Genomic DNA, 26,435 nt, shown 5'->3' on the forward strand with positions numbered 1-26,435 from the left:
GGGCCTCTCCTATGTCTTCTTCGGGGCTACAGGAACGCGAGGTTCACGATCCAGAAGCTGACCGCCGCCACCAGCGCGGCCGCCGGCATCGTGATGAACCACCCCAGGATGATGTTCTTGGCGACACCCCACCGCACCGCGTTCACGCGCTTCGTCGCGCCCACACCCATGATCGCCGAAGTGATCACGTGCGTCGTCGAGATCGGCGCGTGGAACATGAACGCGGTGGTGAACATGATGCCCGCGCCGGTCGTCTCGGCGGCGAAGCCCTGCGGCGGGTCCAGCTCGATGATCTTGCGGCCGAGGGTCCGCATGATGCGCCAGCCGCCCGCGTACGTACCGGCGGAGAGCATCAGCGCACAGGCGATCTTGACCCAGATCGGGATGGGCGCGTCCGCGCTCTGCACGTCGGAGATGACGAGGGCCATCACCACGATGCCCATCGTCTTCTGGGCGTCCTGGAGGCCGTGGCCGAGCGCCATGCCCGCCGCGGAGACCGTCTGCGCGATGCGGAAGCCGCGCTTGGCCTTGTGCGGGTTGGACTTGCGGAACATCCACATGATCGCGCACATCACCAGATAACCGGCGACGAGGCCGACCACCGGCGACAGGAACATCGGGATGACGATCTTGTCGAGGACCCCGGACCAGATGACCCCGATCCCGCCGGCGAGCGCGGCGCCGACCATGCCGCCGAACAGCGCGTGCGACGAGGACGAGGGCAGTCCGAAGTACCAGGTGATGAGGTTCCACACGATCGCGCCGATGAGGGCCGCGAAGAGGATCCACATCCCCTTGTCGCCGTGCGGGGTCTCGATGATCCCCTCACTGACGGTCTTGGCGACGCCGCTGCCCATGAAGGCACCGGCGAGGTTCATCACCGCGGCCATGGCGAGCGCCGCGCGAGGCGTCAGCGCACGGGTGGAGACGGAGGTGGCGATGGCGTTCGCCGAGTCGTGAAAGCCGTTCGTATACGTGAAACCGAGCGCGACGCCGATCGTCACGATCAAAGCAAAGGTGTCCATGGCGAGGCCTCAGGACTCCTTGACCGCGATGGTCTCCACAGTGTTCGCCACGTGCTCGAAGGCGTCGGCGGCCTCTTCGAGGACGTCGACGATCTGCTTGAGCTTCAGCACCTCGATGGCGTCGTACTTGCCGTTGAAGAGCTGCGCGAGGAGCTTGCGGTGGATCTGGTCGGCCTGGTTCTCCAGGCGGTTGACCTCGATCCAGTACTCGGTGAGGTTCTCCATGGTCCGCAGGTTCGGCATGGCCTCCGCGGTGAGCTCGGCGGCCCGCGAGAGAACCTCGATCTGCTGCTCGACGCCCTTGGGAAGCTCCTCGACCTGGTACAGGACGACCAGGTCGACGGCCTCCTCCATGAAGTCCATGATGTCGTCGAGGGACGACGCGAGGTTGTAGATGTCCTCGCGGTCGAACGGCGTGATGAACGAGGAGTTCAGCTGGTGGAAGATCGCATGCGTCGCGTCGTCTCCCGCGTGTTCCGCGGCCCGCATACGCTCTGCGATCTCGGCTCGCGCGGAAGAGTCCGCTCCGAGCAGTTCCATGAGGAGCTTCGAGCCCGTGACGATGTTGTCCGCGGATGCGGCGAACATGTCGTAGAAGCTCGTCTCCCTGGGGGTCAGACGAAAGCGCACGTGGGGTCCTCGGGGTGCTTTGGATGCGGTCAGGCTGATGCTAGGCGCATCATCCGGCCACGGCTAACCGGCCGCCCCCCAGTGTCGCCCATCAGGCACAGTGATCAGCACACCCCCCGGGAAATCGGCTATCCTATACCCACCGGGGGTATACGGATCGGGTATATGGATCCCCCGACCGGAACCACCGAGCACAAGGAGGACGCGATGACGACCACCGAGGCGGCCGACGCGGCCGTGCCGACCCCGGGGGCGCCCGAAGCGCCCTCCGGCCACGAGGACCACGAGCACGGGGTGCACGGGTACCACAAGCAGAAGGACGAACACCTCAAGCGCCTGCGCCGCATCGAGGGCCAGATCCGCGGCCTGCAGCGCATGGTCGAGGAGGACGTCTACTGCATCGACATACTCACGCAGGTCTCGGCGAGCACGAAGGCCCTGCAGTCCTTCGCGCTCCAGCTCCTGGAGGAGCACCTGCGGCACTGCGTCGCCGACGCGGCGGTCAAGGGCGGCCAGGAGATCGACGCGAAGGTCGAAGAGGCCACGAAGGCGATCGCACGCATGATGCGCACCTAGGGTCTGGCCGGCCCCGGCCGTCCGGCCCCGCGCCGCCGAGGGCCCTCACGGGACCCTCAGCGGCGGGCGTCGTCGCCGGGGGCCCTGCCGCCCTCCCGCACGTCGGTGACGTTCAGGACCTCGTCGATCCGGTCGAAGCTCAGGCGCTCGGCCGCCGCGCTCGCCGCGATGATGAGTTCGCCGCACAGTTCGATCTCGGCGAGGGCGACGTGGTCCTGAACCGCCGTACCGCCACGCGTCGGAGCCACGTTCATCACCTCTTCCTGATGCCGACTTCCCAGGGTAGGGAGCGGTCCACGCACCGCGCATGGCACGGACGGACCATTTCCACCAGTCGTACGCGACTACTGCCCGGCAATCTTCCCGGCGAAGATGTCCTTGTCGGCCGGAAGTCGCACCTTCGCGGGTACCCCGAAGTCGTAGAGCAACGTGGTCGACGCCACGTTCGCCTCGGCCACGGTGAACTGCTGCCGCAGCTTCCGCACCCGCCCGCTGTCGTCCAGATAGACGTCGAACGGCACGCCCCCCTTGCTGAACCCTTTCGCCGCCGCGACCCCCAGCGCACCGCGCTGACCTGCGGAGGCGGCCCGGGCCGCGGCGCGCAGGTCCGCGACACCGCGGTAGTGCCGCACCTCGGTCCCACCGACCCGCTCCTGCCCCACGAACCCCACCTTCCGCGCCCCGCGCAGCAGTTCCGCCGCGGCGAGGGGATCCGTGGCGCCGCCGGTCACGAGATTGCCGTCGGAGAGCGAACGTGTCTCGATCCGCACCCACTTGTCGGCGGGCACCCCGGCCCCGCGGTTCTTCATGTAGAGCGCGCCCGCGGTCATCAGCTCGGTGATGGGCCGGTGCTCGTCGGCTCCCGCGGGATCGGGCGGCAGCACCACCTCGAACCGCCCGAGCTGCCGCCGGTAGTCGTAGACGCCCTTGCCGCGGATGGTGACGCGCGTACCGCCGCTGGCCATCTCCATGGACGTGTTCGCCTTCGAACTGCCCGCCCTGACCAGCGCGTCGGCGGACCGCCGCACCACGTCGCCGGGATCGCCCGCGCCGCTGCCGTCGGCCGCGGCGCCGAGGTTCGAACACCCGGCGGTGACGGCCATCAGTCCCATCACGGCGACCACGGCGGCCGCTCCGCCCGTGCGCCTGTGCCGCAGCACCATCGCCTGTGTACCCCCAAGCGTTTCCGCGCCTGACCGTTCCCCCGTCGTTCCGATAACGACCAGTACGTTGACCCGTCACGCGAGGTCGGTACGGTGACCGCGTGGCCGATCAGCAAGACCCCGCACCCCACCGCACGACGACGGTCGAGAAGGGGAGGTTCGTCGCGGCGCACTGCACCTGCGGCTGGCGCGGTCCGGCCCGGCGGGCCCGCAGCAAGGCCCGCACGGACGGGGCCGAACACGAGGCGGCTCCCTGAGAGCCCTCTGGTACGGAACCCAGGTGCCCCGCACACCGTCTCGTTCTCCGGGAAGCGACGGGAGGCGTCATGGAACGACGTACGTTCATCGGTACGACGGCGGCCACGCTGGCCGCCGCCACGGTCGCGGGCTGCAGCGGCGGCTCGGGCGGCGGGACGGGCGGCACGGCCTCCCGCAGCGGCAGCGGTGACGCCGCACGCGGCGCCGGCGACTCCGGCGGCACCCCCATCAGAACGTCCAGCGCCGCGGCCTCCGCCCCCGCCACCCTCAAGGCGCTCGCCCGCGACCTGGACGGCACCCTCGTCCAGCCCGGCGAGGCCAAGTGGGCGGCGGCCCGCCAGCTGTACAACACGCGCTACGACAACCTGAAGCCCACCGCGGTGGCGTACGTCGCGCACCCGGACGACATCCGTACCGCCCTCGCGTACGCCCGTGCGCACCGCACGCCCGTCGCGATACGCAACGGCGGCCACTCATACGCGGGTTGGTCCTCCGGCAACGGACGGCTGATCATCGACGTCTCGAAGCTGAGCAAGATACGGGCGAGCGGCGGCACGGCCACCATCGGCGGGGGCGCCAAGCTCATCGACGTCTACCGCTCGCTCGCCGCGAAGGGCGTCACCATACCGGCGGGCTCCTGCCCGACCGTCGGCATCTCCGGACTCACCCTCGGCGGCGGCCACGGCGTCGTCTCGCGAGCGTACGGCCTGACCTGCGACAGCCTCACCTCCGCGAAGATCGTCACGGCGGACGGCAAGGAGCTCACGGTCTCCAAGTCCGAGCACAAGGACCTGTTCTGGGCGCTGCGCGGCGCGGGCAACGGCAACTTCGGCATCGTCACCGAGCTCGGCTTCCGCACGCACGCCGCGCCCCAAGGCGTCTCCGCGTACATGACCTGGCCCTGGTCGAAGGCGGCGGCGGTCATCAAGGCCTGGCAGACGTGGGGCCCCGACCAGCCGGACGAGATCTGGTCGTCCGCCCATCTGGCGAACACCCCGGGCGGCACCCCGACCGTCTCCGTCGCCTGCTTCTCCCTCGGGACGTACGGCGAGCTGCAGAACGCCGTCGACCGCCTCGCCGACAAGATCGGCGCCCCCGCGCGCAGCGTCTCCCTCAAGCGGCGTACGTACGAGCAGGCGATGGAGGTGTACGCGGGCTGCTCGTCCTTCGCGACGGACGCCCAGTGCCACCTGCCCGGCACGACGCCGGGCCGCAGCCCGCAGGGGGCCCTCAACCGCGAGACGTACGCGGCGAGTTCCGACTTCTTCGACCGTTCCCTTTCGGCGGCGGGCATCCGCGCCCTGCTGTCGCAGATCGAGAACGTGACGGGCGCGAGCGCCGGCAGCATCGCGCTCACCGCGCTCGGCGGCGCGATCAACCGCGTCGACCCGACGGCGACGGCCTTCGTGCACCGCCGCTCGCGGATGCTGGCGCAGTACATCGCGTCGTGGCGCGCGGGGACATCGGGAACACCGGCACGCGCGTGGCTGAAAAAGGCGCACGGAGCGATGGGGCGGTACGCGTCCGGGGCGGCGTACCAGAACTACACGGACTCGACGCTGACGAACTGGCGCGAGGCGTACTACGGGGACGCGGCGCCGCGTCTGAAGAAGCTGAAGAAGCAGTACGACCCCGGGCGGTTCTTCGACTTCCCGCAGGCGCTGTAGCCCGCTGCGGGGCGGGCGCCGGGTCCGTGGTCCGGGTCCATGGGCCGGGTCCGTGGGCCGGGTCCGTGGTCCGGGCCTGTTCCCACCCGTTCGGCCCCACCAGCGCGCCCTCAGGTGGCCCGCCTCGCCGGACGGCGCTGCGCTGAGGGAATGACCCCTCTGCGCAGCACCTCGCGAATATCCACCGTGACGGCGACGGTGGCGACCGCTCTGGTCCTCGTCCTGGCGGCCCCGGCCACGGCCACGGCCGCCACACCCCCCGTACAGCGCACACACCCCGTACAGCATCCCCCGCACGTCACGGCCGAGGACGAGCATCCCGAGGCGGGCCCGCTGGCACTGGCTTCCGCGGCCGTGGTCGGGGCGGCGGCGGGCGTCGGGGTCTGGCTGCTGCGCCGCCGGGCACGGGACACGGACGACAGCTGAGGACGCCCGTAGAAGACGAGTGAGCGCTACGCGGCGAGGTCCCGCTCGTCCGGGTCCGCCGAGGCGGCGCCCGACGGCGACGCCGTCCCGTTCAGCGGCGCGGCGACGGGGCCGACTTTCCGGTCCCACACCAGCCGGCCCGCGCGCCCGGACGACCGCCCGATCATCTTGGCGAGCGGCGTGAGCAGCGCCATGGCGAGCGGCGAGAGGAGCAGGGCGACGGCGGTGCCGAGCGCGAAGCCGCCGACGACGTCGGTCGGGTAGTGCACGCCCATGAAGACGCGGCAGAAGCCTTCCAGGGCGGCGAGGCCGAGGCCGACGAGCCCGAACTTCCGGTTGGCGACGAAGAGTCCGGCGCCGACGGCCATGGCGAGCGTGGCGTGGTCGCTGACGAAGGAGTAGTCGTTCTTCCCGTCGACGAGGAGCTCGATGCCGCGGTGGTCACGGAAGGGGCGCGGCCGCTCCACGAAGCTCCGGATGGGGATGTTGACCAGGACGGCGATGCCGGCGGCGAGCGGCGCCCAGACGACGGCGGCGACCGACGACGCGGCCTCGTCGAGGGTGCCGCGCTTGCGCTGGCCCCACCAGCACCACACCACGAGAAGGACGAGGGCGAGCAACAAGCCGTACTCCCCGACGAACGCCAGGGCGCTGTCGAACCAGGACGGGGTGTCCTTCGCGAGGCCGTTGATGTCGTAGAGCAGGCTGACATCGGGGTTCGACCCGGTTTCATCGAGTCCAGCCATGGCGCTGCGGCCCCTTGTCTTCTAGCCCATGGACGCACCTTTCTGTGCGCCCTTTCCATCAACCCCCGTTGTCGGTCCAGTCAAGGGAACGCCCGCTCCCCTGTCCTACGTTCCACCCTCCACCGAAAGATCACTCAGACGTTACCGAAGAGAGATACATCGCCGCAGCTCAGGGGAGTGTTCTGACGGAGGGTTCAAGCCACATCACGCCACGCGCACGCGCCCGCGTACCCCCGCGCGGGGCGCCTCAGACCTCTGACCGCTTGGCCGGCACGGCCTCGGCCCCGTCCTCGGTGACACGAGTCGCGCCAAAATAGTCCGGGGTGTCGATGGGGTCGAACCGAATCACCGCACCGGGCCGCGGGGCGTTGATCATGTACCCCCCGCCCACATAGATCCCGACGTGCCGGATGGCCCGGGAATTGGTGAGGTCGTCGGAGAAGAAGACCAGGTCGCCGGGGAGCAGCTCGTCCCGCTTGGGGTGCGGTCCGGCGTTGTACTGGTCGTTGGCGACGCGGGGCAGGGTGATGTCGACGGAGCGGTAGGCGGCGAGGGTGAGGCCGGAGCAGTCGAACCGGCCGCCCTGGTCGGCGGTGCCGTTGCCACCCCACAGGTACGGGGTGCCGAGCTTCTTCTGCGCGTAGTAGATGGCCCCGGCGGCCTGCCGTGAGGGCTCGACGCGGCCCACGGGCCGGGCGAAGCTCTTCGACAGGTCGGTGATGGTCTTCACGTAGTTCTGGGTCTCGCGGTAGGGCGGCACGCCGCCGTACTTGATGACGGCGTACGCCCCCGCGTTGTACGCGGCGAGCATGTTCTTGGTCGGGTCCCCCGGGGCGTCCTTCACATACTTCGCGAGCTTGCAGTCGTACGAGGCGGCGGACGGGATGGCGTCCTGCGGGTCCCAGACGTCCCGGTCCCCGTCCTTGTCCCCGTCGAGCCCGTGCGCGGCCCAGGTGCCGGGGATGAACTGCGCTATCCCGTGGGCGTTGGCCGGGCTCTTGGCCCGCGGGTTGAACCCGCTCTCCTGATAGAGCTGCGCGGCGAGCAGCGCGGGGTTGATGGCCTTGCAGAGGTTGCCCCACTTCTGCACGAGGGGCTGATAGGTCGCGGGCACGGCGCCCTTGGCGAGCCCCACGGATCCGCCGCTCCCACCGCTCGCGATGCTCCCGGCCGCGATGTACGTCCCGACGACGAGCAGCGCGATGAAACTCAGGGCACCACCGATCCCGACGGACGCGACGAGCCACGCCTTACGCACCGTCAACCACCCCTCACCCGCCGGTAGTCCACCGGCGCTCAGTGTAGAGGCCGCGTACGACATCGAGAGGGGTCACCGCACGATCACCGCACAGTCACCGCACATCGGAGAGGGATCACTGGCAGCCGTTATGAACCCATATAGAACACCATTCGACGAACCTCCCATTGGAGCCGACCAGCACTCCATCGATAGCTTGGTTCACTCCAGCGAACCCTCCCCCCTCAGGAGCCGACCGTGAACCGCCGCCCCGCCCTGCTCGCAGCCGCCGCCCTGACCACGGCAGCGGCCCTGACGCTCTCCGCCTGCGGAGGAGGCGACGGAGGGTCCAAGGACAGCGAGAAGATCGCGGGAGCGGACTCGGACACGCAGAGAGACAAATCCCCGTCCCCGAAAGCCTCGGACGACGGGATCGACCGCCCGGAGATCAAGCTGCCGAAGGACGTGAAGAACGTCTTCGAGGGCGGGAAGACCGGGGATCCGAAGAAGGATGCGGTGCTTGCGGACAATGAGCGGTGGCTCGACGCCCTGATCGAGGCCACCGTCGTCGAGTCCGGCGATCACCCGGCGCTGAAGTTCTACGGGTCGGGCGAAGCCCTGTTGTCGGCGGCGGACTACATCCAAGGATTCCGAAAGAAGAACGCGAGCTTCATCGGGACGATTCGGTACTACGACCGTCAGGTCACCTTCCTGAAGGAGGGTGTCGCGGCGGTGACGTACTGCAAGGACGGCACCAAGACGTATCCCAAGGACTTGAAGACCGGCAAAGTGGACCGGTCGATCGAGGGCTCCGCGAGGGATTACGCATTCGTCAACTCTCGTGTGCAAAAGAATGACAAGGGTGTCTGGCAGACGGATTCGATCACGTCGATCACGGGGTCCAAGAAGTGCATCTCATGAGCGTGCGAACGAAGCAGTCGACCCGCTGGGTTGCCCCTGTCCTCGCCGCTGCTGTGGCTCTGATCCCTGGCACCGCGTACGCCGGAGGCGGCGACACGGTCGGCAATGGGGACGTCGGGAGCGAGCAGCAGTCCCAGGGCACCCGCCAGGGCAAGAACCTCGGCATCCAGACGAGGATCCAGACGAGAGTCGAAGGCAGCCCCCAGTCCGCGAAGACCGGCACGCTGACCCCCGCCAACAGCAACTGGGACCCGCCCGCCTGTTGGTACGAGCCCGCCTACACCCCGAAGCAGATCGAGGCCACGGTCAAGACGATCCGGAAGTTCAAGATGCTCGGGATCGGCGACCTCATCGGCGGGATCTTCGACTCGTACTTCAAGGACGGCAAGCCGTACAAGGACTACAACCTCGACAAGCAGGGCGAGGGAAAGTTCTGGGCGGCGGCCGTCGACGACAAGCGCAAGGACGAACCAGAGGCCAAGGCCTGTAACCGGCTGCCGTTCTGGGTGAAGGACGGCGAGACCCCGAAGGAACCCCTCGCGGTGACGCCGAGGATCCTCGCCGAGTACGCGTACGGCCAGCTCCCCGTCCCGGACACCGAGGTCGAGATGGCGCCGGAGGGCGAGACGAAGGTCAACCTGCCCACGTGGGCGTGGCTGGACAAGGCCAGGTTCAAGAAGATCTCGGTCACCGCGACCCTGCCCGGGACGGGCCTCTCCGCGACAACGACCGCCAAGCCGGTCTCCCTGAAGATCGACCCGGGCACGTCGGACGCCGAGACGTACCCCTCCTCCGGCGAGTGCCCGATCGAGGACGGCCGCATCGGCACGCCCCGGGCCAAGGGCACCCCGGCGGACACGGACCCGCCGTGCGGCGTGCGGTACCTGCGGTCCTCGCGCGACGGCTCGTACGAGCTGAAGGCCACCCTCACCTGGGAGGTCAGCTGGACGAGCACGAACGGCCAGGGCGACGACCTGCCTCCCGGCGAGTTCGGCACGACGCAGGACGTCGTCGTACGCGAGATCCAGTCCGTCAACCGCTGACCGCGCCACGACCACGCACAGAAGGCTGGAACGACACCATGAGCGACCTCCGTCTCGACGGCACGGTCTTCGAGAGCCTCAAGAAGACGTTCTCCTCCGTCAGCGACCGCATGGACGCCGCCCGCCGGACCCTCAAGAACACGGACGGCTCGGTCGTCGGCACGGGCAAACTCGCCGAGGACGTCCAGGAATTCGCCGATGAATGGGGCTACGGCGTCAAGCAGCTCGGCAAGCACACCCAGGGTGCCGTCAAGATGATCGACAAGATCGACGAGGAGTTCAGCAAACTGGACCAGGCCCTCGCCGAATCACTCAAGACGGCGAAGAAGAAGTCCGCGGAGAAGAGGGGCGGGGGCCACTGACGTGGGAACCAAGCGACCCGCGTTCCCCCACATAGGCTGGGACCCCACGCCGGGCGACGTCGAGGACACCCGTGAGCTCGCGAAGAAGCTGGGCGGACTCGCATCGGAACTCGGCACCGCGGTGCGGGACCTGGAGCGGATCGAGTGTGGCGCCTGGAAGGGCAAGGCCGCGCTCGCCTTCACCGAGTACATAGGTGAGGACGTCACCCCGCTCATCCGCAAGAGCCACCAGTCCTTCGACAAGGCATCGCGCGCCCTGCACCGCTGGGCGCGGGAACTCCAGGAATTCCAGAACGAGGCCGACCGCCTGGAGGTCCCGTACTCCTGGACTCCGAGGCCCACCTCGGGAAGTACCGCCACCTGCTCGATGTTGTGGAGGACACCGCCCTCAGCCCGGCGAAGTCACGGGACCTGATCCACAGCATCGCCCAAGACCTGTGAAGGGAACCCCCATGCCCACGCACCAGTGGCAGACCTCCTCCTACTGCCAGGAAGGCGACGCCTGCGTGAACGTCGCCAGCGACCCGACCGGCACGGTCGAACTCACCGAGAGCAGCGACCCCACGGGCGTGATACTCCGCACGACCCCCGAGGCCTTCGCCGCCCTTCTGCGGGACGCCAAGCGGGCGCGCGGGCGCTGAACGGACCCGCCTCACGCCCGAACCCCCCGCGCCCACGCCGGCCCCACCCAGAGAAGCGGACATGACCGAGACACCCCGCCCCGAGATCCCCGCCGACCTCGACTGGATCCGTGCCGCGCCCGAGGACGAACAGGGCCCCGGGCCCTGGATCGAGATCGCCTTCGGCAAGGACGACGCCGTCTACCTCCGGGAGACCAGCGACCCGGGCAACGTCGTCACGACCACGCGGAAGAAGTGGGACGCCTTCGTACTCGGCGTACAGGCGGGCGAGTTCGACCACTTCGTAGAGGGCGTAGGAGGCGTAGAAGGCGTAGAGGGCGGCACGGGCAGCTGAGTCGCCCGTGCCACCGGCCCCGCGCTACAGAGGCATCTCCCCTACGACCTCGCCCCCGCTCATCTCCCCCGTAGGGCGAAACCCGAGCCCGAGATAGAACCCCTCCGGCCCGCCCTCCCCCTGCGTCCACGTCACCGTCGCCACCGACTCCCCCCGCCGCCGCAACTCCTCGCACACAGCCTCCACGGCGAACCGCCCGTACCCCCGCCCCTGCCGCCCCGCCGCCACGTTCAACCGCCAGAGCCCGGAGCGGCGGCGGTCGCCGGGCAGCTCCGGGTTGAACTGGACGCCGAGGAAGGCCATGACGAAGCCCACCGGCTCATCCCCGTCGAGGATGAGCCTGGGCCAGGCGACATCCGGTGAGGCATAGGCCTCGGCCAGCGACTTGGCGACCGGGGAGACGAATTTCTCCTGGTCGGCTCGGACTTTGATCTGGACCGCGGCCTCGACGTTGTCGGGCGTGATCTTCTCCAGGCGGAGGCGGGACGTCGTCATCCGGGCACCCTAAACTCGGCCTGCCGACCCACTGTTACCGTCCGCCCATGTCTGACACAGGAAACCCCGCCGACCGCGAACTCGCCGCCGTCACCGCCGAAGACGTGACCACCGCCGTACGTCTCGCCGTCTCCACCCTCCGCAGCGCTCCCGCCGACGCCGACTGGAGCGCCAAGGCGGGCGGGCTCGACTGGGACTGCTGGGAGACGGTCGAGCACCTCGCCGACGACCTCTTCGCGTACGCCGCCCAACTCGGCCCGGAGCAGCCGCCACTGGACACCGAGGTGCCCTTCCTCTGGTACCGCCGCAGGGACGGCGGCCCCTCCAACGTCACCTTCGCCGACCGCGAGGCCGGCGTCGCGGGCCTGCTGCAGGTCGTGGAGTCGTGCGGCGCCCTGCTCACCGGCATGGTCGCGACCACGCCGCCGACGGCCCGCGCCCACCACGGCTGGGGCGTCTCCGACCCGGAGGGCTTCGCCGCGATGGGCATCGTGGAGACGCTGGTCCACACGTACGACATCACGGGCGGACTCGGCATCCGCGACGCCTGGAACCCGCCCGCGGGCCTCTGCACCCGCGTCCTGGACCGCCTCTTCCCCGACGCCCCGACGGACGACACGGAGCCGTGGCCCACCCTCCTGTGGGCGACAGGCCGCGGTGACCTGCCGGGCCGCCCCCGCCCGGCCAAGTGGCGCTGGTACAGCGCCCCGAAGAGCGAGCGCTGAGTCCCCGGTTCCGCTCGCGTGGCGTCCCATGACGGCGTTCCAGGGAATGGACATTTCCGCAGGTCAGGGGCGCTGGGAGCGTTCCAGCGTCCCTGATCGTCCGGCGCTCCTTGCCCCACCCCGAGGGCAACCGCTTCGCTGTTCACCAGGCCGGACGACACGGCCTCGTACGGCCCAGGCCGCACCGCACACCACGCCTCCACACCACACCTCACGGGGACCCCCATGAAGCACACGCACGCCACCAAGACGCTCCTCGCCGGCCTCGCGCTGATCAGCACCCTCGGCCTGAGCGCGTGCAACGGCGACGACACCGCCGGCTCGGGCACCGGGCCCGCGGACTCCGCGTCCAGCGCCCCGTCGGGCGGCGGCTCGGACCAGGGCACCGGCGGCGGCAGCAGCGGCGGCAATGGAAGCGGCGGCGAAGGCGAGGGCACTGCGGCCGGCACCGGTTCCGGCGCGAACGGCAAGGCCGGGATCTGCCGCAGCGACGAGCTGGAGGTGTCCGCCGTCGACAACTCCACCGACAAGACGGAAGGCGTCGTCACCGTCGTGTTCAAGAACGGCGGCGGCCGCGACTGCACCATCAACGGCTACGCGGGCGTCGACCTGAAGACGGCGTCGGGAGACACGCTGTCGGTGAACCGCAACGGCGAGAAGGCCAGCCCCTCGGTCATCAAGGACGGCGAGTCCGCCGCCTTCAACATCACGTTCCCGGCCAACAACAGCGGCGGCTCCGGCGTGCGCATCGCCAAGATCCTGGTGACGCCGCCGAACGAGACGAAGACCGTCACCATCTCCTGGCCCGCCGGTTCCCTCCCGGTGGACAACCCGGACGCCCCGTCCGGCGCGAAGCTGTCCATCAGCCCGGTCGGCAAGGTCAGCGACTCCCCGGCGGGCTGACCCGCCCCGTTCGACACCGCGTCTACGAGGCCGCTCGCTGCCAGGCCGCTCGCTGCCAGGCCACCTGCTACGAAGCCACCCGCTGCGGTACGACCCTGATCCCGAACTCGTACGACCCGATCGCCCGGGCCACGCCCATGAACAGCAGCGCGAAGTGTTCCTGCCCGCGCGCGGTCCCGATGCCTCCCAGGTCCAACTGGGAGGCATCGGGCCATCCCAGGTCGGCGAGGAGCCCCTTCGTCGTCGCCTTGGCGGCGTCGTCGTCGCCCGACAGGAAGATCGTGGCGGGCCCCTCCAGGCTCTCCGGGGCCGTCATCACGACGGAGTCCACGGTGGCGAGCGTCTTGACCACCCGCGCTTCCGGGAACGCCGCCTGGATCTCCTCGCCGAGGCTGTAGTTGGGGTGCGAGAGGTCCATGTTGTCGGTGAAGCCGACGCCGATGTCGACCAGCACCTTCCCGGCGAGATCGGCCGCGTCGATCTCCCTGAGCACGTCCACGGACGCGGTGCCGGGCGTGGCGTTGACCACCACCTCACCGTGCGCGCCCGCCTCACCGACCCCGACGACCGTGAACCCCTTCAGCTCGTCCGCCTCTCGCCGCTCCTCCGGCGAGCGGGACCCCAGTACGACGTCGTGCCCCGCCTTGCTCCAGCCGGCCCCCAGCGCACGGGCCACATGTCCGGTCCCCACAAGTCCGATTCTCATGCCCAGGACGCTAAGCGCCCGTGCCGGCGAGGGCATCGGTCCCGGGCTCCACTCCGCATGGACCCACCGACGTAGTCCAAAAGCCCGGGCAACGCTCGGCTCCTGCTGCTTCACGCGTGTGAATCCTGCCGAAGTCCCGGTCCCCGTCTGCCTCTGGCGTCACGATGGACGTCGAGCCCGGGACGACAGGGGACCGACCGAAGGCGGGGACAGCAGTGGCCGAGAAGCTCAGAGTCGACGCGGTCGAACTCGAACAGTTCATGAAGCTGCTCGACGGGTCCGTCACGTCGTTGAAGGGCCTGCGCGGCGCCCTGGCCGACGCGACGGTCGGGGGGCTGGGGACGGACGAGCTCGACAAGGCCTGTGAGGACTTCCAGGAGGACTGGAAGTACGGCGCGGAGCAGATCGGTGAACAGACGGAGGATCTCTCCAAAATCATCGAGCAGAACAAGAACGCCTTCATGGAAGTCGAAGAGGCGCTGACAAAAGCCATGAACAAGGCCGGGAAGACCAGGGACGACATCGTGGAGATCCCGAAGTGACGAGCGCCGCGAACTACCCGGACCTCGGCTTCGACCCCACCCCCGGCGACTGCGACACCGTAAAGGACTTACACAAGAAGCTGACCGGCTGCGTCACCGTCCTCCGTGACACCCGCAAGGTGGTCACCAAGCTGATGGACGGCAGTTACTGGGAAGGGGACGCGGCCGTAGCCTTCCGCGAGGCCATCGACGAGGGACCCCTCTCCTTGAACCTCAAGAACGCCGCCCGCTCCATCGAAAAGGCCGCAAAGCAGCTGGAGCGCTGGGAACGCGACCTCGACGACTTCCAGCGCCGCGCGAGGGAGCTGAACGGGAAGGCCAAGGACGCCCGGGAGGCCCTGAAGGCGGCGAAGGGTCACGCCGAGACCGCCGGCGCCGACCCCGACCTGGACAAGAAGGGCAAACATCAGGACGACGCGAAGAAGGCCCTGAAGCTCGCCGACGGAAAGGTCGAGGACGCACAGGCGGAGCTCGACCGGATTCTGGGCAGGGCGCGGAGTCTGCAGAGCGAGCACGAGGAGCGGTCGAAGTACCGCGCGGAAAAGATCCGCGACGCGACGGACAAGCTGGCACCGCATGAGCCGGGCTGGTTCGAGAAGGCGTGCGAGTGGGTCAAGGAGAATCTGCCGGACATTCTCAGTGCGGTGGCCGGGGTGCTCGCTTTGGCAGCGATCATCGCCACCGGTCCATTGGGGCTCGGGGTGGCGGCTGCGCTGATGCTGGCGGCGTCGGCCACGAGCGGTGTGGCGCTGGGACTCCGGTTCTCGGAGCCGACCGTGCGGGCGTCCTTGTGGGACGGGTTCACCAAGGGCGAGTTCGACTCCGACTTCTTCAGTAATCTCGTTTCGGTCGGAGCCGACGCCGTAGGAGTGGTGCCCGGACTCGGGGCCGTCGTGAAGGGTGGTCGCACTGCCACTCAAGCGGTGCGGGCAGGAACTGAGACCTTGAATCTCGGGCAGAAGCTGGCCACCTACGGCACACACACCCTGGATGCGGGCAAGGACATCGCCCAGCTGGGAAACCCTTTGATCAATGCATTCGTCACCAGCGACGTGGCAGCTACCAACGTGGCCGCCACTTCAGGAGCTCTCGGTGCGGGGACCGCCGGCTACGGGCTCATCGACGATGACGAAGGCAGGGCCGAGGCATCGACCAAGGTTGACGGAGGGCGTCTACTGCTCGACGTGCCGGGCATTCCGACCATTGCACGTTTCGCCTTCTCTTAACCCTTCCCTGGAGAAAGAAGCGCCCCCATGAACCCTGCCGACCACCCCACTGCGTGGCAGCATCCGCCGACCCGTCGCGCCTGGTTCCTGCTCATGGTCAAGAACGTGGCCGGACTCATCGGATGGATCGGCGTCTGGATCGCCCTCCTCGGGCTCTCCACCGAGAGTGACTGGGTGCTATGGATCTTTATCCCTTACACCATCTACGGCAGTTGGCGACTGTTCGTCCAGGTATTCGGCTACTTCCCCATCGCCATGCGCAAGCTCCGCGTCTTGCGCACATATCCGTGGCAGGTGCTCCAAGGAGTTCCGCACGGCCTGGACACCTATCCCGATATTCAGGGTGATCAGTACGGTTGGTTCAAGTTCCCCAACCCCGCCCACCGCGAGCAGCAACTCCCACTCGTCATCTCCAACCACCTCAGGGTGGGCTGGTGGCACCGCCGGATGGCACCCCGCGCCAAGCAGGAACTGAAGGCCCAGATCGAGACGATCTGGTTCGCCGGTGACCCCCGCATGATCGGCATCCTCGCCGCGCCGACACCGAGCGGTCAGGCGCCCCGCCGCTTCAAGCTCCTCAGGCAGCGTCTTGCCGGCGCCGAGCACGCCCTCACCACCGAGTGGGGTGCCACCCCCGAGGACGTGCACCTCGGCCGTCAGGCCGGATTCGCCCCCTACGTCGACCCGCGCAGGCCGAAGGCGAAGACCCTGTGACCATCAGGTTCATTCTCGACGAGTCGGCGCACAACCCTGAAGCCGACATGTGGTTCGCCCAGCCCGAGGGCTTCACCACGATCCCCTTCCGTACGTTGCTGAATCCGCCGGGCTCCCCGGGAGCCGAGGCTCTGCGCGAGGCACTCGCCCCCGTCCTGGACTCCCTCAACGACGACCTCGCCCGCCAGCGGTTCCTGGCTCACCTCGGGCAGGGGCAGCACCTGCTGGCCGCCCTGGCCGAGGTAGGCACCACCCGGTGCGCCATCGGCCTGCACCGCGACGACATCTCCGCCCCCGGCGAGGCCAGCGAGGCCGGTGGCGAGTTTCTGTTCTCCCTCTTCACCGTGTCGTGGCGGGACATCGCCCCCGCCGCCCCCACCGTCACCGCCGCCCGAGCCGTCGCGGGTGCCGAGGGCCACAAGCACATCGCGTACCTCGAACTGCCCTGCGGCCCGGCGTCCTTCAGCGAGACCGTCCGCACCCCGAACGCCGACTCCGGCCTCCCCCAGGACCCCGTGCTCCAAGTCTTCGCCCATCTCCCGCACCCGGACGGCAAGCGCCTGGTGGTACTGACGCTCGGCACCACCGCCGTACGTCGGCGCGCCGAGTACCGGAGCCTGCTGCACCAGATCGCCGAGAACGTCAGCTTCGAGGACCCCCTCCTCGAAATGAAGGCACTCGCCGGAGCGGACGGTGGCAGTCGGCCCCCGCGCGGTTGACGGGTGTCCGACTTTCCCCGACCGTGAGGGAATTGGGCGCAATACATCGCCCTGCATGCGGCGGCTGGGGGGAGCCGAAGATGCAACCTGGGGATCAGTACGACGCGGTACCGGGCGACGACGCCGGAGTGGCCGGCGCCCCGCGCGGGGACTCGGAGGGAGCACCGCCGGGAGGGCAGTTCGGGCCTCCGCCCGAGATCCCGCCGAACCCGCCGACCCCGCCGCCTTCTCCTCCCACAATCCCCCTGCCGCCTCTCCCCGCAGGGCCACCCCCAGTCGCAACCCCAGCCTCAGCCCCACCACCAGCACCCCCCAACCCCCTCCACCCCCTCTCCACAGCCCTCCTCAACCTCAGCGGTCTCGGTCTCGGGTACGTCCTGTTGCGGCGGTGGCTGCCGGCCGCGGTCTGCTGGGCCGCGACCGGCGTGCTGCTGTTCATGGCGCTGCCCGCCGACGTGGACGGCGTCCCCGGCGGCGTCGTGATCGGGTACGTGGTCTTCCTGGTGATCGTGGCGGTCGACGGGGCCCGGCGTGCCGTGCGCGAAGGCGCGGCCGGGTACGGCAGGAGGCCACTGCGGGCGCCCCTCGCCCTCGGGCTGGGCGTCGTCCTGCTGGCCGTGCCCGCCGGTGGCGCCTTCGCGTACGAGGCCGCGCAGGACGAGGCGGTCGAGGAGATGCTGCTCGACCGCCTCAACAGCGCCGACCGCATCGTCGCGGGCCTCGACGGCCGCCCCTTCGGCGGCGCGACGGAGGAGCAGTACAGGAGAGCCCTCGGGATCTATCGCGGTCTCGCCGAGGACCACGGGGGATCGCGGGCCGCGGAACGCCTGCCCGACAGCCTCGACGCGTACTACAAATCCGTCGCCGCCCCCTACGCCGCCGAGCGGTACTGCGACGCCGTCACCCCCCTCAAGCACCTGCGGACCGTCCCCGGCACCCTCGGTACCGCCGGCAAGGACCGTCTCGGGACCCTCGCCGGCTGGCCCGACGACCCCCTCGCCACCTCGCTGTACGAGTGCGGCGCCGCCGCGCTCGGCAAGGCCGAAGCGAACGACCCGTTGAGCGAACTCCTCCGTACGTTCCCCGAGTCAGACCAGGCCGCGAAGGTCGAGCCCGCCCTGCGCGCCGCTATCGACACCCGGTCGGCCGCGCTCAAGGGAACCGATCCCTGCGCCGACGTCGCCGCGCTCCGCGCCCTCGGTGCGACCGCCGACGCCCTGCCCGGCGACGAAGTCGACGCCGGGCCGCTGCGCGCCGCCACCGACCGCGCCGTGGAACGCGGCGTCTACGCCTGCGGTGTGGACGAGTTCAAGGACGCCGACTTCGCGCAGGCCGCCAAGACCCTGAACGACTTCGCCCGGCAGTACCCCGGCAACGCCAAGCGGGACCGCGCCAAGGACATCGCCGTCCGCGCGGAGATCGCCGTCGAGCGCCCGAGCGCGGGCCGCGGCCTGCCCCCGGCCCGCTCATCCGGCGGCGGCACGGTCGAGCTGGTCGTCGCCAACCTCGGCCCCGGCGATCTCGAAGTCCTCTACACCGGCCCCACCACCGGCACTGTCAAGCTCAAGGACTGCCCGTCGTGCCGCGTCTACGCCACCAAGTCCCAGGGCGACGCGGCCTGCCGGGCCGGCGTCGGGAAGTACCCCAAGACCACGCTCCGGCTGCCCGCAGGCGAGTACCACTTCCTCTACAAGCGGGCCACCGTACGCAATCGAGCCGACGGTGCGAAGCTCAGCACCGCCTACCGCTACACCGACTGCTCCTTCGTGACCCGCGGCACCGCCGGGCTCGGGCTTACTTAACACCTGGTCAGGGGCACGCCGGGCCGTCATTGCCCGGCGTCGTACCGCGTGATACACAGAGTCACCAGACCTCGCGTCCGAGGAACCGTACGAAGTCGGCCAACGAATGGCGCCAAGGCGACATGCGCTGGCCCGATTGTCGGCGACAATGAGCTGTCCTCTGCACCGAGGTGGGCAGAGGTGGCAGAACAACCCACTAGGGGCGGTGAGTTACACATGCTTATGGCAGCCGAAAAGGGCGATATCACCACCATCATCGGCGGGATCGCCCCCGACTGGGGTCCCTTCGGGAGCCTGGGCAACGAGGCACGCGTGATGATCGAGGTCGTGATGGCGATCGCCATCCTCCTCTGTCTCGGCATTGCGATCTGGGGCGCGGCGAAGCAGCGCATCGGCGCGACGGCGCTGCGCGACACGTTCAGCGCCGAGCAGGGCAAGGGCCTGATCATCGCGGGTCTGACCGGCGTCTTCATCATCGGATCGCTGGGCACACTGTTCACGATCGTCTACGGCATGGCGGTCTAGCGGTCCCACGCTCCGGCCTCCGCCGTTCCCTCCCACGTCCCCTCCCCCACGTCCCCCTTCTCCCCCACCCGTCCCTCTCTCCCTGTCCCCCTTCTCCCCCACCCGTCCGTCGTGCCCACCGGCTGAGGTAGCAACTCCCTGATGTCGAGTCACCACACCGCGCCCGCGCGGGAACCAGCAGGGCTACCGTCATACGTGTCCTACGTGACGGTCCAGCGAGAGGTTGAGGGGGCGTACTCGGCATGAGCCTCGACGACGAGCGGGACGACGGCCTCTTCGGCGGCTCGGGAGAGACCCGGACACGGCTTCCCGAGGGGGAGGGCGGGGGCGACGACGTCTACGGGGCGCGCAGGTCCACCCGTCCGGGGCGGACGTCCCCGCGCAGCCTCGTCACGGTCGTGGGCGTCGTGGTCCTCCTGATCGCGGCGATCGCCTTCGCGAACCGGGGAGGGGACGAGACGTCTTCGACGGGCACGGACGCGAAGAAGCCGGACGCGGCGGCGACCGCCCCTACGGGGGAGAAGCCGGTCGGGGACAAGAGCGGGGGGATCCCTTCGGGGTTCGCCCGTGACGAGCAGGGGGCGCAGAGCGCCGCGTCCAACTACGCGGTGTCCCTGGTCTCGGCCGACATCCTCAAACCCGATCGCCGGGCCGAGATCGTCAAACAGCTCTTCGTCACCGACAAGGTGAGTGAGCTGCAGGGCAAGTTCGACAAGACATATTCCAAGGAGTTCCTGGGCAAGATCGGCCTGGATGACAAGGGCAACGCCGCGCCCGGCCACACGTATGTATCCCGCACCGTGCCCGTGGGCACGAAGACGACGGCGTATTCGAATAGCGCGGCGACCGTCGCGGTCTGGTGCACGGGCGCCTTCGGCACAGCCGGCCAGGACACGACCAACCCGGTCAGCAACGACTGGTTCACGCTGACCCTCAAGCTGCGTTGGGCCGACGGCGACTGGAAGGTCGAGAGCTTCCAGTCGAAGGACGGCCCCGCTCCCGTGAACGGCGACAACAAGGTCTCCACCGCCGACGAGATCGCCAAGGCCGTCCAGGAGTACGGAGGGTTCACGTATGCCCGCTAGTCGTCAGGCACTGAAGCTCACCGCCGCTGTCTCGGCCGTCCAGGTCACGGTGGTCCTGCTGGCCTCACGTGCTTACGCCGCCCCCGACCCGGAGGACGAGCGGTGTGACCTCATCGTCGGACCCGCCAAGAGGTACTGCGAAAAAGGCCAGAAAGCCGAAGAAGACGGCGGCGACAGCAAATACCCCGCCGATAGCCCCTTCGGCGACTCCCCCGACCCCCTGAGCTCCCTGGCCAAGGGCTGTGCCGAAGCCGCGTCCTGGACCGTCGACAAGCTGTCCGACGCCGTGAAGGAGACGGCGAACGTCGACTTCACGAACCCCACGTTCCTCCAGCAGTACGCCGTCGTGTTCGCCGCGTCGACCATCCTGACGCTGCTCCTGTGGCTGCTCGCCGTCGCCAAGCGGGCCGTGCGCGGCGTGCCGTTGACCACCGCGATCTCCGAGGCCATCGGGTTCCTGTGGCTCACCGTGCTCGCCTCCGCCTTCACGCCCCTGATCCTGTACACCGTCGTCTCGGCGACGGACGGCGTCACGGACGTGATCGCGAAGGCGACGGGCGGTGAGACGGACACCTTCTTCGGGAACTTCTCCGGTGCGCTGAAGAAGGGCGAGGACATCGGCGGCGGCCCGATCATGCTGATCGTCGTCTCGCTCGTGTCGATCCTCGCCGCGGGCGTCCTCTGGCTCGAGCTCGTGATCAGGGCGGCGCTCCTCTACGTAGGAGCGCTCCTCGGCACCGTCGTGTACGCCGGCCTCGTCGACAAGAACCTGTGGTCCCACGTCCGCCGCTGGGCGGGCATCATGATCGCGGTGATCCTGGTCAAACCGATCATCGTCATCGTGCTCGGGCTCGCCGGGGCGCTCTCCGCCGACGACGGGCCCGACTCCTTCTCCGCGGTCGTCTCCGGGCTGTCGATCATCCTGCTCGCCATCTTCGCGAGCGCCATGATCTACCGCTTCGTCCCGGGCTTCGGCGACGAGATCGCGGGCTCCCGCAACAACCGCATCATGCGCGGCGCCGAGAACAAGGCCGCCGCCGTGATCAGCTCCCCCGCCTCCCTCGTCTCGCAGGGCATCAAGACCCACAGTGCCCGCGGCAACGGAAACGGCGGAGGCGGAGCGGGAGGCAACAGCCAGGCGCGGCCCGCCAACCCCGCCAGCAGCGGCGTTGCCGCCCACAGCAGCCGCGGCTCCGGCCACGGCGGCGGTTCCTCGAACGGCGGCGGATCCGTCCCCTCCGCCGCCCCCGCGCCACGCAGCAGCAGCGCGACGAACACGCCGCACGCGGGCAACCGCGGCGGGTCCCGCAACATCAGCAACAGCAGTACCAACCGCACGGGAGGTGAAGGGCGTTGACGACCCAGTCCCACGTGTCCCAGCCGGTCGCGCCCCGCCGCACATATCTGATCGGCCGCGCCCGGCCGAACGCGATCGTCGGCAAGAACCGCGAGACGGGGGAGATCGCCCTCATCATCGTGGGGGCGTTCCTCGGCATGATGTGCGGACTCCTCGTCCCCGTCCTCTCCCTGCGCATCGTGCTGCTCACCGGCCTCCCGATGCTCGCCATCGCGGCGGTGTACGTCCCGTACAAGGGCCGGACGTTCTACAAGTGGTTCGAGATCAACCGCAGTTACAAGCGCTCCCTGAAGCGCGGCACCGCCTACCGCTCCGGCGCGCCCGAGGCGGGCATCCGGCTGGACGGCAGGGAGGTCGAGGTCGGGCCGCCGCCCGGCATCGGCCGCATCAGCTGGCTGGCCGCGCCCTTCGGCCCCGACGAGATCGCCGTGCTGCTCCACGCGGACCGGCGCACCGTCACCGCCGCCATCGAGATCGAGGGCCCCGGCGTGGGCCTGCGCGACTCCGAGGACCAGGAGGCCCTCGTCGACCGGTTCGGGACGCTGCTCAAGCACGTCGCGAACGGCGACGGGTTCGTCACCCGCCTCCAGATGCTCGCCCGTACGCTGCCCGCCGACCCGGACGCCCACGCCAAGGACGTCAGCCAGCGCGGCGACGACCGTGCGCTGCCCTGGCTCAAGCAGTCGTACGACCAGCTGCAGTCGATGGTGTCGACCAGCAGCGAGCAGCACCGCGCCTACCTCGTCGCCTGCATGCACTACTCCCGCGACCTGGCCGCCGAGGCGCAGGCGATGGCCCGCGCGGCCCGCCCGGTCGGCGGCAGGAAGCTCGACAAGGACGCCGGTCTCGCCGTCGTCATGGCCCGCGAGCTGACCGACATCTGCTCGCGGCTCCAGGAGGCCGACATCCGGGTCAGGCAGCCGCTCGGCCAGGGCCGGCTCGCTTCCCTCGTGCACTCCATGTACGACCCCGACCACCCCATCGACCACATCCAGGCGATGACGAAGCGCAACGCCTGGCCCGCCGAGCTCGACGCCATGGAGGCCACCTACCTCCAGGCGAAGACCCGCGAGTCCTCCACCCGCGCCCCCTGGTGCCACGCCACGGCCTGGGTGAAGGAGTGGCCGATGACGCCCGTCGGCGTCAACTTCCTCGCACCGCTGCTCGTCCACACCCCGGACGTCATCCGCACGGTGGCCGTGACGATGGACCTCGAACCCACCGAGGTCGCCATCGAGCGGATGCTGACCGAGAAGACCAACGACGAGGCCGAGGCCAGCCGCCAGGCCAAGATGAACCGCACGGTCGACCCCCGCGACATCGCCTCGCACTCCCGCCTCGACCAGCGCGGCGAGGACCTGGCGAGCGGCGCGGCGGGCGTGAACCTCGTCGGGTACATCACGGTCTCGTCCCGTTCCCCGGAGGCACTGGCGCGCGACAAGCGCACCATCCGCGCCTCCGCCGGCAAGTCGTATCTCAAGCTGGAGTGGTGCGACCGCGAGCACCACAGGGCCTTCGTCAACACGCTGCCGTTCGCGACCGGCATCCGACGCTAGAGCGCATAAGTGCGAGCGCGCAATTGCGCTAGACGGTATCGACGTAGAGGCAGGCTGTTGTGATGCGGGATCCGCTGACCGTCCTCACGGACGCCTTCACCTCCTTCCTCTTCGGGAAGGTGGAGACGACCAGGCTTCCGGTGCGCACGTCGACGGGGCAGGCCCAGGCGGTCTACCTCCCGACGGCCGCGCCGGGTCTCGGCGACTCGGGCGTGATCATCGGGCGTGAGGTGTACTCCGGCAAGGGGTACATCTACGACCCCTTCCAGCTGTACGGGCAGCAGCTGCCGGCTCCGCACTGGCTGGTGCTCGGCGAGTCCGGCAACGGCAAGTCGGCGCTGGAGAAGACGTACGTCCTGCGGCAGCTGCGCTTCAAGGACCGCCAGGTCGTCGTCCTCGACGCGCAGGGCGAGGACGGCGTCGGCGAGTGGAACCTCATCGCGCAGGAGCTGGGGATAACTCCCATCCGGCTCGACCCGACGGCCGCCCTCGACATGGGCATCCGGCTGAACCCGCTCGACCCGGCGATCACGACCACGGGTCAGCTCGCGCTGCTCAGGACCATCATCGAGGTCGCGATGGGGCACGGGCTCGACGAGCGGTCGGGCTTCGCGCTCAAGGTCGCGCACGCGTACGTGAACGAGACGATCGTCGACCGGCAGCCGGTCCTCACCGACATCGTCGAGCAGCTGCGCCACCCGGAGCCGGAGTCCGCCGAGGCCATGAACGTCGCCATAGACGACGTACGGGCCTGGGGCCTGGACGTGGCGCTGGTCCTCGACCGGCTGGTCGACGGTGACCTGCGGGGCATGTTCGACGGCCCGACGACGGTCGGCGTCGACCTCGACGCGCCCCTGACCGTCTTCGACCTCTCCCACATCGACCGGAACTCCATCGCCATGCCGATCCTGATGGCGATCGTCGGCGTCTGGCTCGAACATACGTGGATCCGGCCCGACCGCAAGAAGCGCATCTTCCTGGTGGAGGAGGCGTGGCACATCATCAACTCGCCCTTCGTGGCGCAGCTGTTCCAGCGGCTGCTGAAGTTCGGGCGGCGGCTCGGTCTGTCGTTCGTGGCAGTGGTGCACCACCTGAGCGACGTGGTGGACGGCGCGGCGGCGAAGGAGGCCGCGGCGATCCTGAAGATGGCCTCCACGCGGACCATCTACGCCCAGAAGGCCGACGAGGCGCGGGCGACGGGCCGGGTCCTCGGGCTGCCCAGGTGGGCGGTGGAGATCATCCCCACCCTCACCCCGGGCATCGCGGTCTGGGACGTCAACGGCAACGTCCAGGTCGTCAAACACCTGATCACCGAGACGGAACGGCCGCTGGTCTTCACCGACCGCGCCATGACCGAATCGTCGGCCGATCTCTCCGACGACACACCGGCCGACGACGCGCTGCGGGCGGCCGAGCTGGAGGCGGAGCAGCGGGCGGCGTACATGGAGCAGCATGCGGGATGAGTGGGAGGACCGTCGCAGACGCCCCGAACGGGGTGTTCCGGACGGCCTGTTGGTGGGCTTCCTCGGGCTGCTGATCGGCGCCACGGTGCTCGTGTGGTCGGCCACGAACCTCGCGGGCCGCTTCGCGCACGGCTCCTGGCCGGAGGGCGTCTCCTTCGGCCATACGCCTCCGGCGGTACGCCATCTGATCGGTGACCCCCAGGACGTCGCGGGCGCCTGGCCCGAGACCCCACCGGACCAGCTCTCGGGCTACGGCCTGCTCTGGGGCCTGTTCATCGGCCAGCTGCTGGTCCTCATCGTGCTGACCGTCTTCGTGCTGGGGACGGTGACGCGGTGGCGGGCGGTACGGAGGGCGCAGCGGGGGGCGGCGGGGGCGGCGGCCGGGCCGGGTGCCGGGCCGGATGCCGGGCCGGATGCCGGGCCGGATGCCGGAGGCGCGGAGCCGGAGGTAGAGAGGGCGGGTGGGTGGGAAACCCGCGCCGGAGGCGCGGAACACAGCACCCCGGTCCCGGGCGCGACAAACAACACCCCGACGCCGGGCGCGGTGAACAGCACCCCGGCCCCGGGCGCCGAGCACGAGGCACCCCGCGCCGGAGGCGCGGAGAACATCGCCCCGGTGCCTCCGGTGACGCCCCCCGTCCCCACCCCCCGTACCCCCCTGATCCTGGGCAGCCCCACGACCCGCCGCCCCCTCGCCGTGCAGGCCGTCCGGGATGCCGAGGGCGCGGCCCTGGTCCTGACCTCCGACCCCACCCTGTGGGCCGAGACGAAGGACGCCCGGGCCAAGCTCGGGCCCGTCCTGCTCTACGACCCCTCCCACCTCTGCGACACCCCGGCCCGCCTCCACTGGTCCCCCCTCTCCGGCTGCCGGGACAAGGCGACGGCGAACGACCGCGCCACCGCGCTCCTCGCCCCGATAAGACCGGCCGCGAAGCTGGACGCCGCCGTCGCGGACACGGCTCAGACGCTGATGCGCAGCTTCCTGCACGCCGCCGCGGTGGCCGACAAGCCGATGAAGCTCGTGCACCGCTGGGCGCAGGGCACGCAGGTCCAGGAGGCGGTACGCATCCTCCGTACCCACCCCAAGGCCGCGTCCGGCACCGCCGGTGAGCTGGAGGCCGCCCTCACCGCGCACCCCGAACGCCGCGACATCGCCCAGGAGTTGACCGCCCGGGCCCTCTCCGCGCTCTTCACCGTCCATTTGCGCGAATCCTGCACACCAAACCGAACTGATGCGCTCTCGCTGGATTCCTTCGTCGATGAAGGGGGCACGCTTTTTGTGGTGGGTGAGGCGATCGAGGATCCCAAGTCCCGCCAGGGCCCGGGTGCCATGCCCCTGTTGACGGCACTCGCCTCCAGCGTGGTCGAGCACGGCCGGCGCATGGCCGCACGGTCATCCTCCGGTCGGCTCGACCCACCAATGACGCTCGTCCTGGACGACGTCGCCGCGGTGGCTCCGCTGCCCCAGCTGCCGGAGCTGCTCTCCACCGGGGCGGACCGGGGTCTGCCGACCCTGGCCCTGCTCCGGTCGCGGGAGCAGGGCAGAGCGCGCTGGCCGGACAGCGAGCTGCCGGTCCAGTAGGCCGCC

General features: G+C 69.7%; 30 protein-coding genes and 1 pseudogene. 23 read left to right on the forward strand and 8 right to left on the reverse strand.

Annotated features, from left to right (window positions below):
* Positions 1–26 precede the first annotated feature (26 nt).
* Positions 27–1,025 carry an anion permease gene (locus ACZ7LU_RS39425; protein ID WP_398302732.1) on the reverse strand — a complete coding sequence of 333 codons (999 nt, stop codon included), beginning with the start codon at positions 1,023–1,025 and terminating at the stop codon, positions 27–29.
* Positions 1,026–1,034: 9 nt separating this feature from the next.
* Entirely contained in the window at positions 1,035–1,655 is a 621-nt protein-coding gene (locus tag ACZ7LU_RS39430) for a DUF47 domain-containing protein (RefSeq protein WP_030784908.1), read from the reverse strand.
* 207 nt (positions 1,656–1,862) lie between these two features.
* Here ACZ7LU_RS39430 and ACZ7LU_RS39435 point away from each other — a divergent pair, with 207 nt between their 5' ends.
* Positions 1,863–2,231 (forward strand): metal-sensitive transcriptional regulator, encoded by a 369-nt coding sequence (locus ACZ7LU_RS39435; RefSeq protein ID WP_398303720.1) that lies wholly within the window; start codon positions 1,863–1,865, stop codon positions 2,229–2,231.
* Positions 2,232–2,287: 56 nt separating this feature from the next.
* On the opposite strand, the gene ACZ7LU_RS39440 is transcribed toward ACZ7LU_RS39435, so the two are convergent.
* Both ACZ7LU_RS39440 and ACZ7LU_RS39445 read right to left on the reverse strand, forming a co-directional pair.
* Positions 2,288–2,485, reverse strand: a complete 198-nt coding sequence (locus tag ACZ7LU_RS39440) for a hypothetical protein (protein ID WP_398302731.1) — start codon at positions 2,483–2,485, stop codon at positions 2,288–2,290.
* A 90-nt stretch (positions 2,486–2,575) separates the two neighbouring features.
* The gene (locus ACZ7LU_RS39445) at positions 2,576–3,394 is read right to left on the reverse strand and encodes an SCO4651 family lipoprotein (RefSeq protein WP_471919590.1); all 819 of its coding nucleotides are present in this window, start codon (positions 3,392–3,394) and stop codon (positions 2,576–2,578) included.
* Positions 3,395–3,495: 101 nt separating this feature from the next.
* Here ACZ7LU_RS39445 and ACZ7LU_RS39450 point away from each other — a divergent pair, with 101 nt between their 5' ends.
* The 3 genes from ACZ7LU_RS39450 (at position 3,496) to ACZ7LU_RS39460 (ending at position 5,745) form a co-directional block, all read left to right on the forward strand.
* Positions 3,496–3,651 (forward strand): hypothetical protein, encoded by a 156-nt coding sequence (locus ACZ7LU_RS39450; RefSeq protein ID WP_398302727.1) that lies wholly within the window; start codon positions 3,496–3,498, stop codon positions 3,649–3,651.
* A 69-nt stretch (positions 3,652–3,720) separates the two neighbouring features.
* A complete protein-coding gene (locus ACZ7LU_RS39455) occupies positions 3,721–5,319 on the forward strand; it encodes an FAD-binding oxidoreductase (protein ID WP_470975381.1) in 1,599 nt (532 codons plus the stop codon).
* Positions 5,320–5,469: 150 nt separating this feature from the next.
* The gene (locus ACZ7LU_RS39460) at positions 5,470–5,745 is read left to right on the forward strand and encodes a hypothetical protein (protein ID WP_471919591.1); all 276 of its coding nucleotides are present in this window, start codon (positions 5,470–5,472) and stop codon (positions 5,743–5,745) included.
* 26 nt (positions 5,746–5,771) lie between these two features.
* Here the strand turns inward: ACZ7LU_RS39460 and ACZ7LU_RS39465 are convergent, their stop codons facing one another.
* Both ACZ7LU_RS39465 and ACZ7LU_RS39470 read right to left on the reverse strand, forming a co-directional pair.
* Entirely contained in the window at positions 5,772–6,491 is a 720-nt protein-coding gene (locus ACZ7LU_RS39465; RefSeq protein WP_398302722.1) for a phosphatase PAP2 family protein, read from the reverse strand.
* A 247-nt stretch (positions 6,492–6,738) separates the two neighbouring features.
* Positions 6,739–7,749: an NlpC/P60 family protein gene (locus ACZ7LU_RS39470; RefSeq protein ID WP_471919622.1), complete on the reverse strand. Its 1,011-nt coding sequence runs from the start codon at positions 7,747–7,749 to the stop codon at positions 6,739–6,741.
* A gap of 237 nt (positions 7,750–7,986) precedes the next feature.
* On the opposite strand from ACZ7LU_RS39470, the gene ACZ7LU_RS39475 reads away from it, so the two are divergent.
* From ACZ7LU_RS39475 to ACZ7LU_RS39500, 6 genes and pseudogenes are all read left to right on the forward strand, one after another.
* Complete coding sequence (locus ACZ7LU_RS39475; RefSeq protein ID WP_471919592.1) at positions 7,987–8,649, forward strand: hypothetical protein; 663 nt, start codon at positions 7,987–7,989, stop codon at positions 8,647–8,649.
* Positions 8,646–9,692: a hypothetical protein gene (locus ACZ7LU_RS39480; protein ID WP_471919593.1), complete on the forward strand. Its 1,047-nt coding sequence runs from the start codon at positions 8,646–8,648 to the stop codon at positions 9,690–9,692. The genes ACZ7LU_RS39475 and ACZ7LU_RS39480 overlap by 4 nt, the downstream gene beginning before the upstream one ends.
* A 38-nt stretch (positions 9,693–9,730) precedes the next feature.
* A complete protein-coding gene (locus tag ACZ7LU_RS39485) occupies positions 9,731–10,054 on the forward strand; it encodes a hypothetical protein (RefSeq protein WP_398302716.1) in 324 nt (107 codons plus the stop codon).
* 1 nt (position 10,055) lies between these two features.
* Positions 10,056–10,367: pseudogene (locus ACZ7LU_RS39490) on the forward strand (putative T7SS-secreted protein); the annotation flags it as partial.
* Between the two features lie 139 nt (positions 10,368–10,506).
* On the forward strand, positions 10,507–10,695 hold the full coding sequence (locus ACZ7LU_RS39495) for a DUF397 domain-containing protein (RefSeq protein ID WP_471919594.1): 189 nt from the start codon (positions 10,507–10,509) through the stop codon (positions 10,693–10,695).
* A 61-nt stretch (positions 10,696–10,756) separates the two neighbouring features.
* Complete coding sequence (locus ACZ7LU_RS39500; protein ID WP_471919595.1) at positions 10,757–11,029, forward strand: DUF397 domain-containing protein; 273 nt, start codon at positions 10,757–10,759, stop codon at positions 11,027–11,029.
* Between the two features lie 24 nt (positions 11,030–11,053).
* Here ACZ7LU_RS39500 and ACZ7LU_RS39505 read toward each other — a convergent pair whose 3' ends face one another.
* A complete protein-coding gene (locus ACZ7LU_RS39505; protein WP_471117675.1) occupies positions 11,054–11,524 on the reverse strand; it encodes a GNAT family N-acetyltransferase in 471 nt (156 codons plus the stop codon).
* Between the two features lie 47 nt (positions 11,525–11,571).
* Between ACZ7LU_RS39505 and ACZ7LU_RS39510 the strand changes: the two genes are divergently transcribed.
* Positions 11,572–12,249, forward strand: a complete 678-nt coding sequence (locus tag ACZ7LU_RS39510) for a hypothetical protein (protein ID WP_471919596.1) — start codon at positions 11,572–11,574, stop codon at positions 12,247–12,249.
* Between the two features lie 225 nt (positions 12,250–12,474).
* Positions 12,475–13,152 carry a DUF4232 domain-containing protein gene (locus ACZ7LU_RS39515; RefSeq protein WP_471919597.1) on the forward strand — a complete coding sequence of 226 codons (678 nt, stop codon included), beginning with the start codon at positions 12,475–12,477 and terminating at the stop codon, positions 13,150–13,152.
* Between the two features lie 67 nt (positions 13,153–13,219).
* On the opposite strand, the gene ACZ7LU_RS39520 is transcribed toward ACZ7LU_RS39515, so the two are convergent.
* Complete coding sequence (locus tag ACZ7LU_RS39520; protein WP_471919598.1) at positions 13,220–13,858, reverse strand: NADPH-dependent F420 reductase; 639 nt, start codon at positions 13,856–13,858, stop codon at positions 13,220–13,222.
* Positions 13,859–14,022: 164 nt separating this feature from the next.
* Here ACZ7LU_RS39520 and ACZ7LU_RS39525 point away from each other — a divergent pair, with 164 nt between their 5' ends.
* From ACZ7LU_RS39525 to ACZ7LU_RS39575, 11 genes are all read left to right on the forward strand, one after another.
* A complete protein-coding gene (locus ACZ7LU_RS39525; protein WP_468086698.1) occupies positions 14,023–14,400 on the forward strand; it encodes a hypothetical protein in 378 nt (125 codons plus the stop codon).
* Positions 14,397–15,626 (forward strand): PspA/IM30 family protein, encoded by a 1,230-nt coding sequence (locus tag ACZ7LU_RS39530; protein ID WP_471919599.1) that lies wholly within the window; start codon positions 14,397–14,399, stop codon positions 15,624–15,626. The genes ACZ7LU_RS39525 and ACZ7LU_RS39530 overlap by 4 nt, the downstream gene beginning before the upstream one ends.
* A gap of 27 nt (positions 15,627–15,653) precedes the next feature.
* Positions 15,654–16,340 carry a hypothetical protein gene (locus tag ACZ7LU_RS39535; RefSeq protein ID WP_471149915.1) on the forward strand — a complete coding sequence of 229 codons (687 nt, stop codon included), beginning with the start codon at positions 15,654–15,656 and terminating at the stop codon, positions 16,338–16,340.
* On the forward strand, positions 16,337–17,059 hold the full coding sequence (locus ACZ7LU_RS39540) for a hypothetical protein (RefSeq protein WP_471919600.1): 723 nt from the start codon (positions 16,337–16,339) through the stop codon (positions 17,057–17,059). Before ACZ7LU_RS39535 ends, ACZ7LU_RS39540 begins: the two co-directional genes overlap by 4 nt.
* Before the next feature lie 380 nt (positions 17,060–17,439).
* The gene (locus ACZ7LU_RS39545; RefSeq protein ID WP_471919601.1) at positions 17,440–18,861 is read left to right on the forward strand and encodes a hypothetical protein; all 1,422 of its coding nucleotides are present in this window, start codon (positions 17,440–17,442) and stop codon (positions 18,859–18,861) included.
* A 216-nt stretch (positions 18,862–19,077) separates the two neighbouring features.
* Positions 19,078–19,386 (forward strand): hypothetical protein, encoded by a 309-nt coding sequence (locus ACZ7LU_RS39550; protein WP_055570172.1) that lies wholly within the window; start codon positions 19,078–19,080, stop codon positions 19,384–19,386.
* Positions 19,387–19,628: 242 nt separating this feature from the next.
* Positions 19,629–20,471 carry a DUF8175 domain-containg protein gene (locus tag ACZ7LU_RS39555; RefSeq protein ID WP_471919602.1) on the forward strand — a complete coding sequence of 281 codons (843 nt, stop codon included), beginning with the start codon at positions 19,629–19,631 and terminating at the stop codon, positions 20,469–20,471.
* Positions 20,461–21,828, forward strand: a complete 1,368-nt coding sequence (locus ACZ7LU_RS39560; RefSeq protein ID WP_471919603.1) for a hypothetical protein — start codon at positions 20,461–20,463, stop codon at positions 21,826–21,828. Before ACZ7LU_RS39555 ends, ACZ7LU_RS39560 begins: the two co-directional genes overlap by 11 nt.
* On the forward strand, positions 21,825–23,384 hold the full coding sequence (locus tag ACZ7LU_RS39565; protein WP_398302683.1) for an SCO6880 family protein: 1,560 nt from the start codon (positions 21,825–21,827) through the stop codon (positions 23,382–23,384). Before ACZ7LU_RS39560 ends, ACZ7LU_RS39565 begins: the two co-directional genes overlap by 4 nt.
* 62 nt (positions 23,385–23,446) lie before the next feature.
* Positions 23,447–24,847, forward strand: a complete 1,401-nt coding sequence (locus ACZ7LU_RS39570; RefSeq protein WP_362993989.1) for an ATP-binding protein — start codon at positions 23,447–23,449, stop codon at positions 24,845–24,847.
* Positions 24,837–26,429 (forward strand): type IV secretory system conjugative DNA transfer family protein, encoded by a 1,593-nt coding sequence (locus tag ACZ7LU_RS39575; RefSeq protein ID WP_471919604.1) that lies wholly within the window; start codon positions 24,837–24,839, stop codon positions 26,427–26,429. Before ACZ7LU_RS39570 ends, ACZ7LU_RS39575 begins: the two co-directional genes overlap by 11 nt.
* Positions 26,430–26,435: the final 6 nt, after the last annotated feature.

Source organism: Streptomyces sp. NPDC039462, assembly GCF_055639375.1.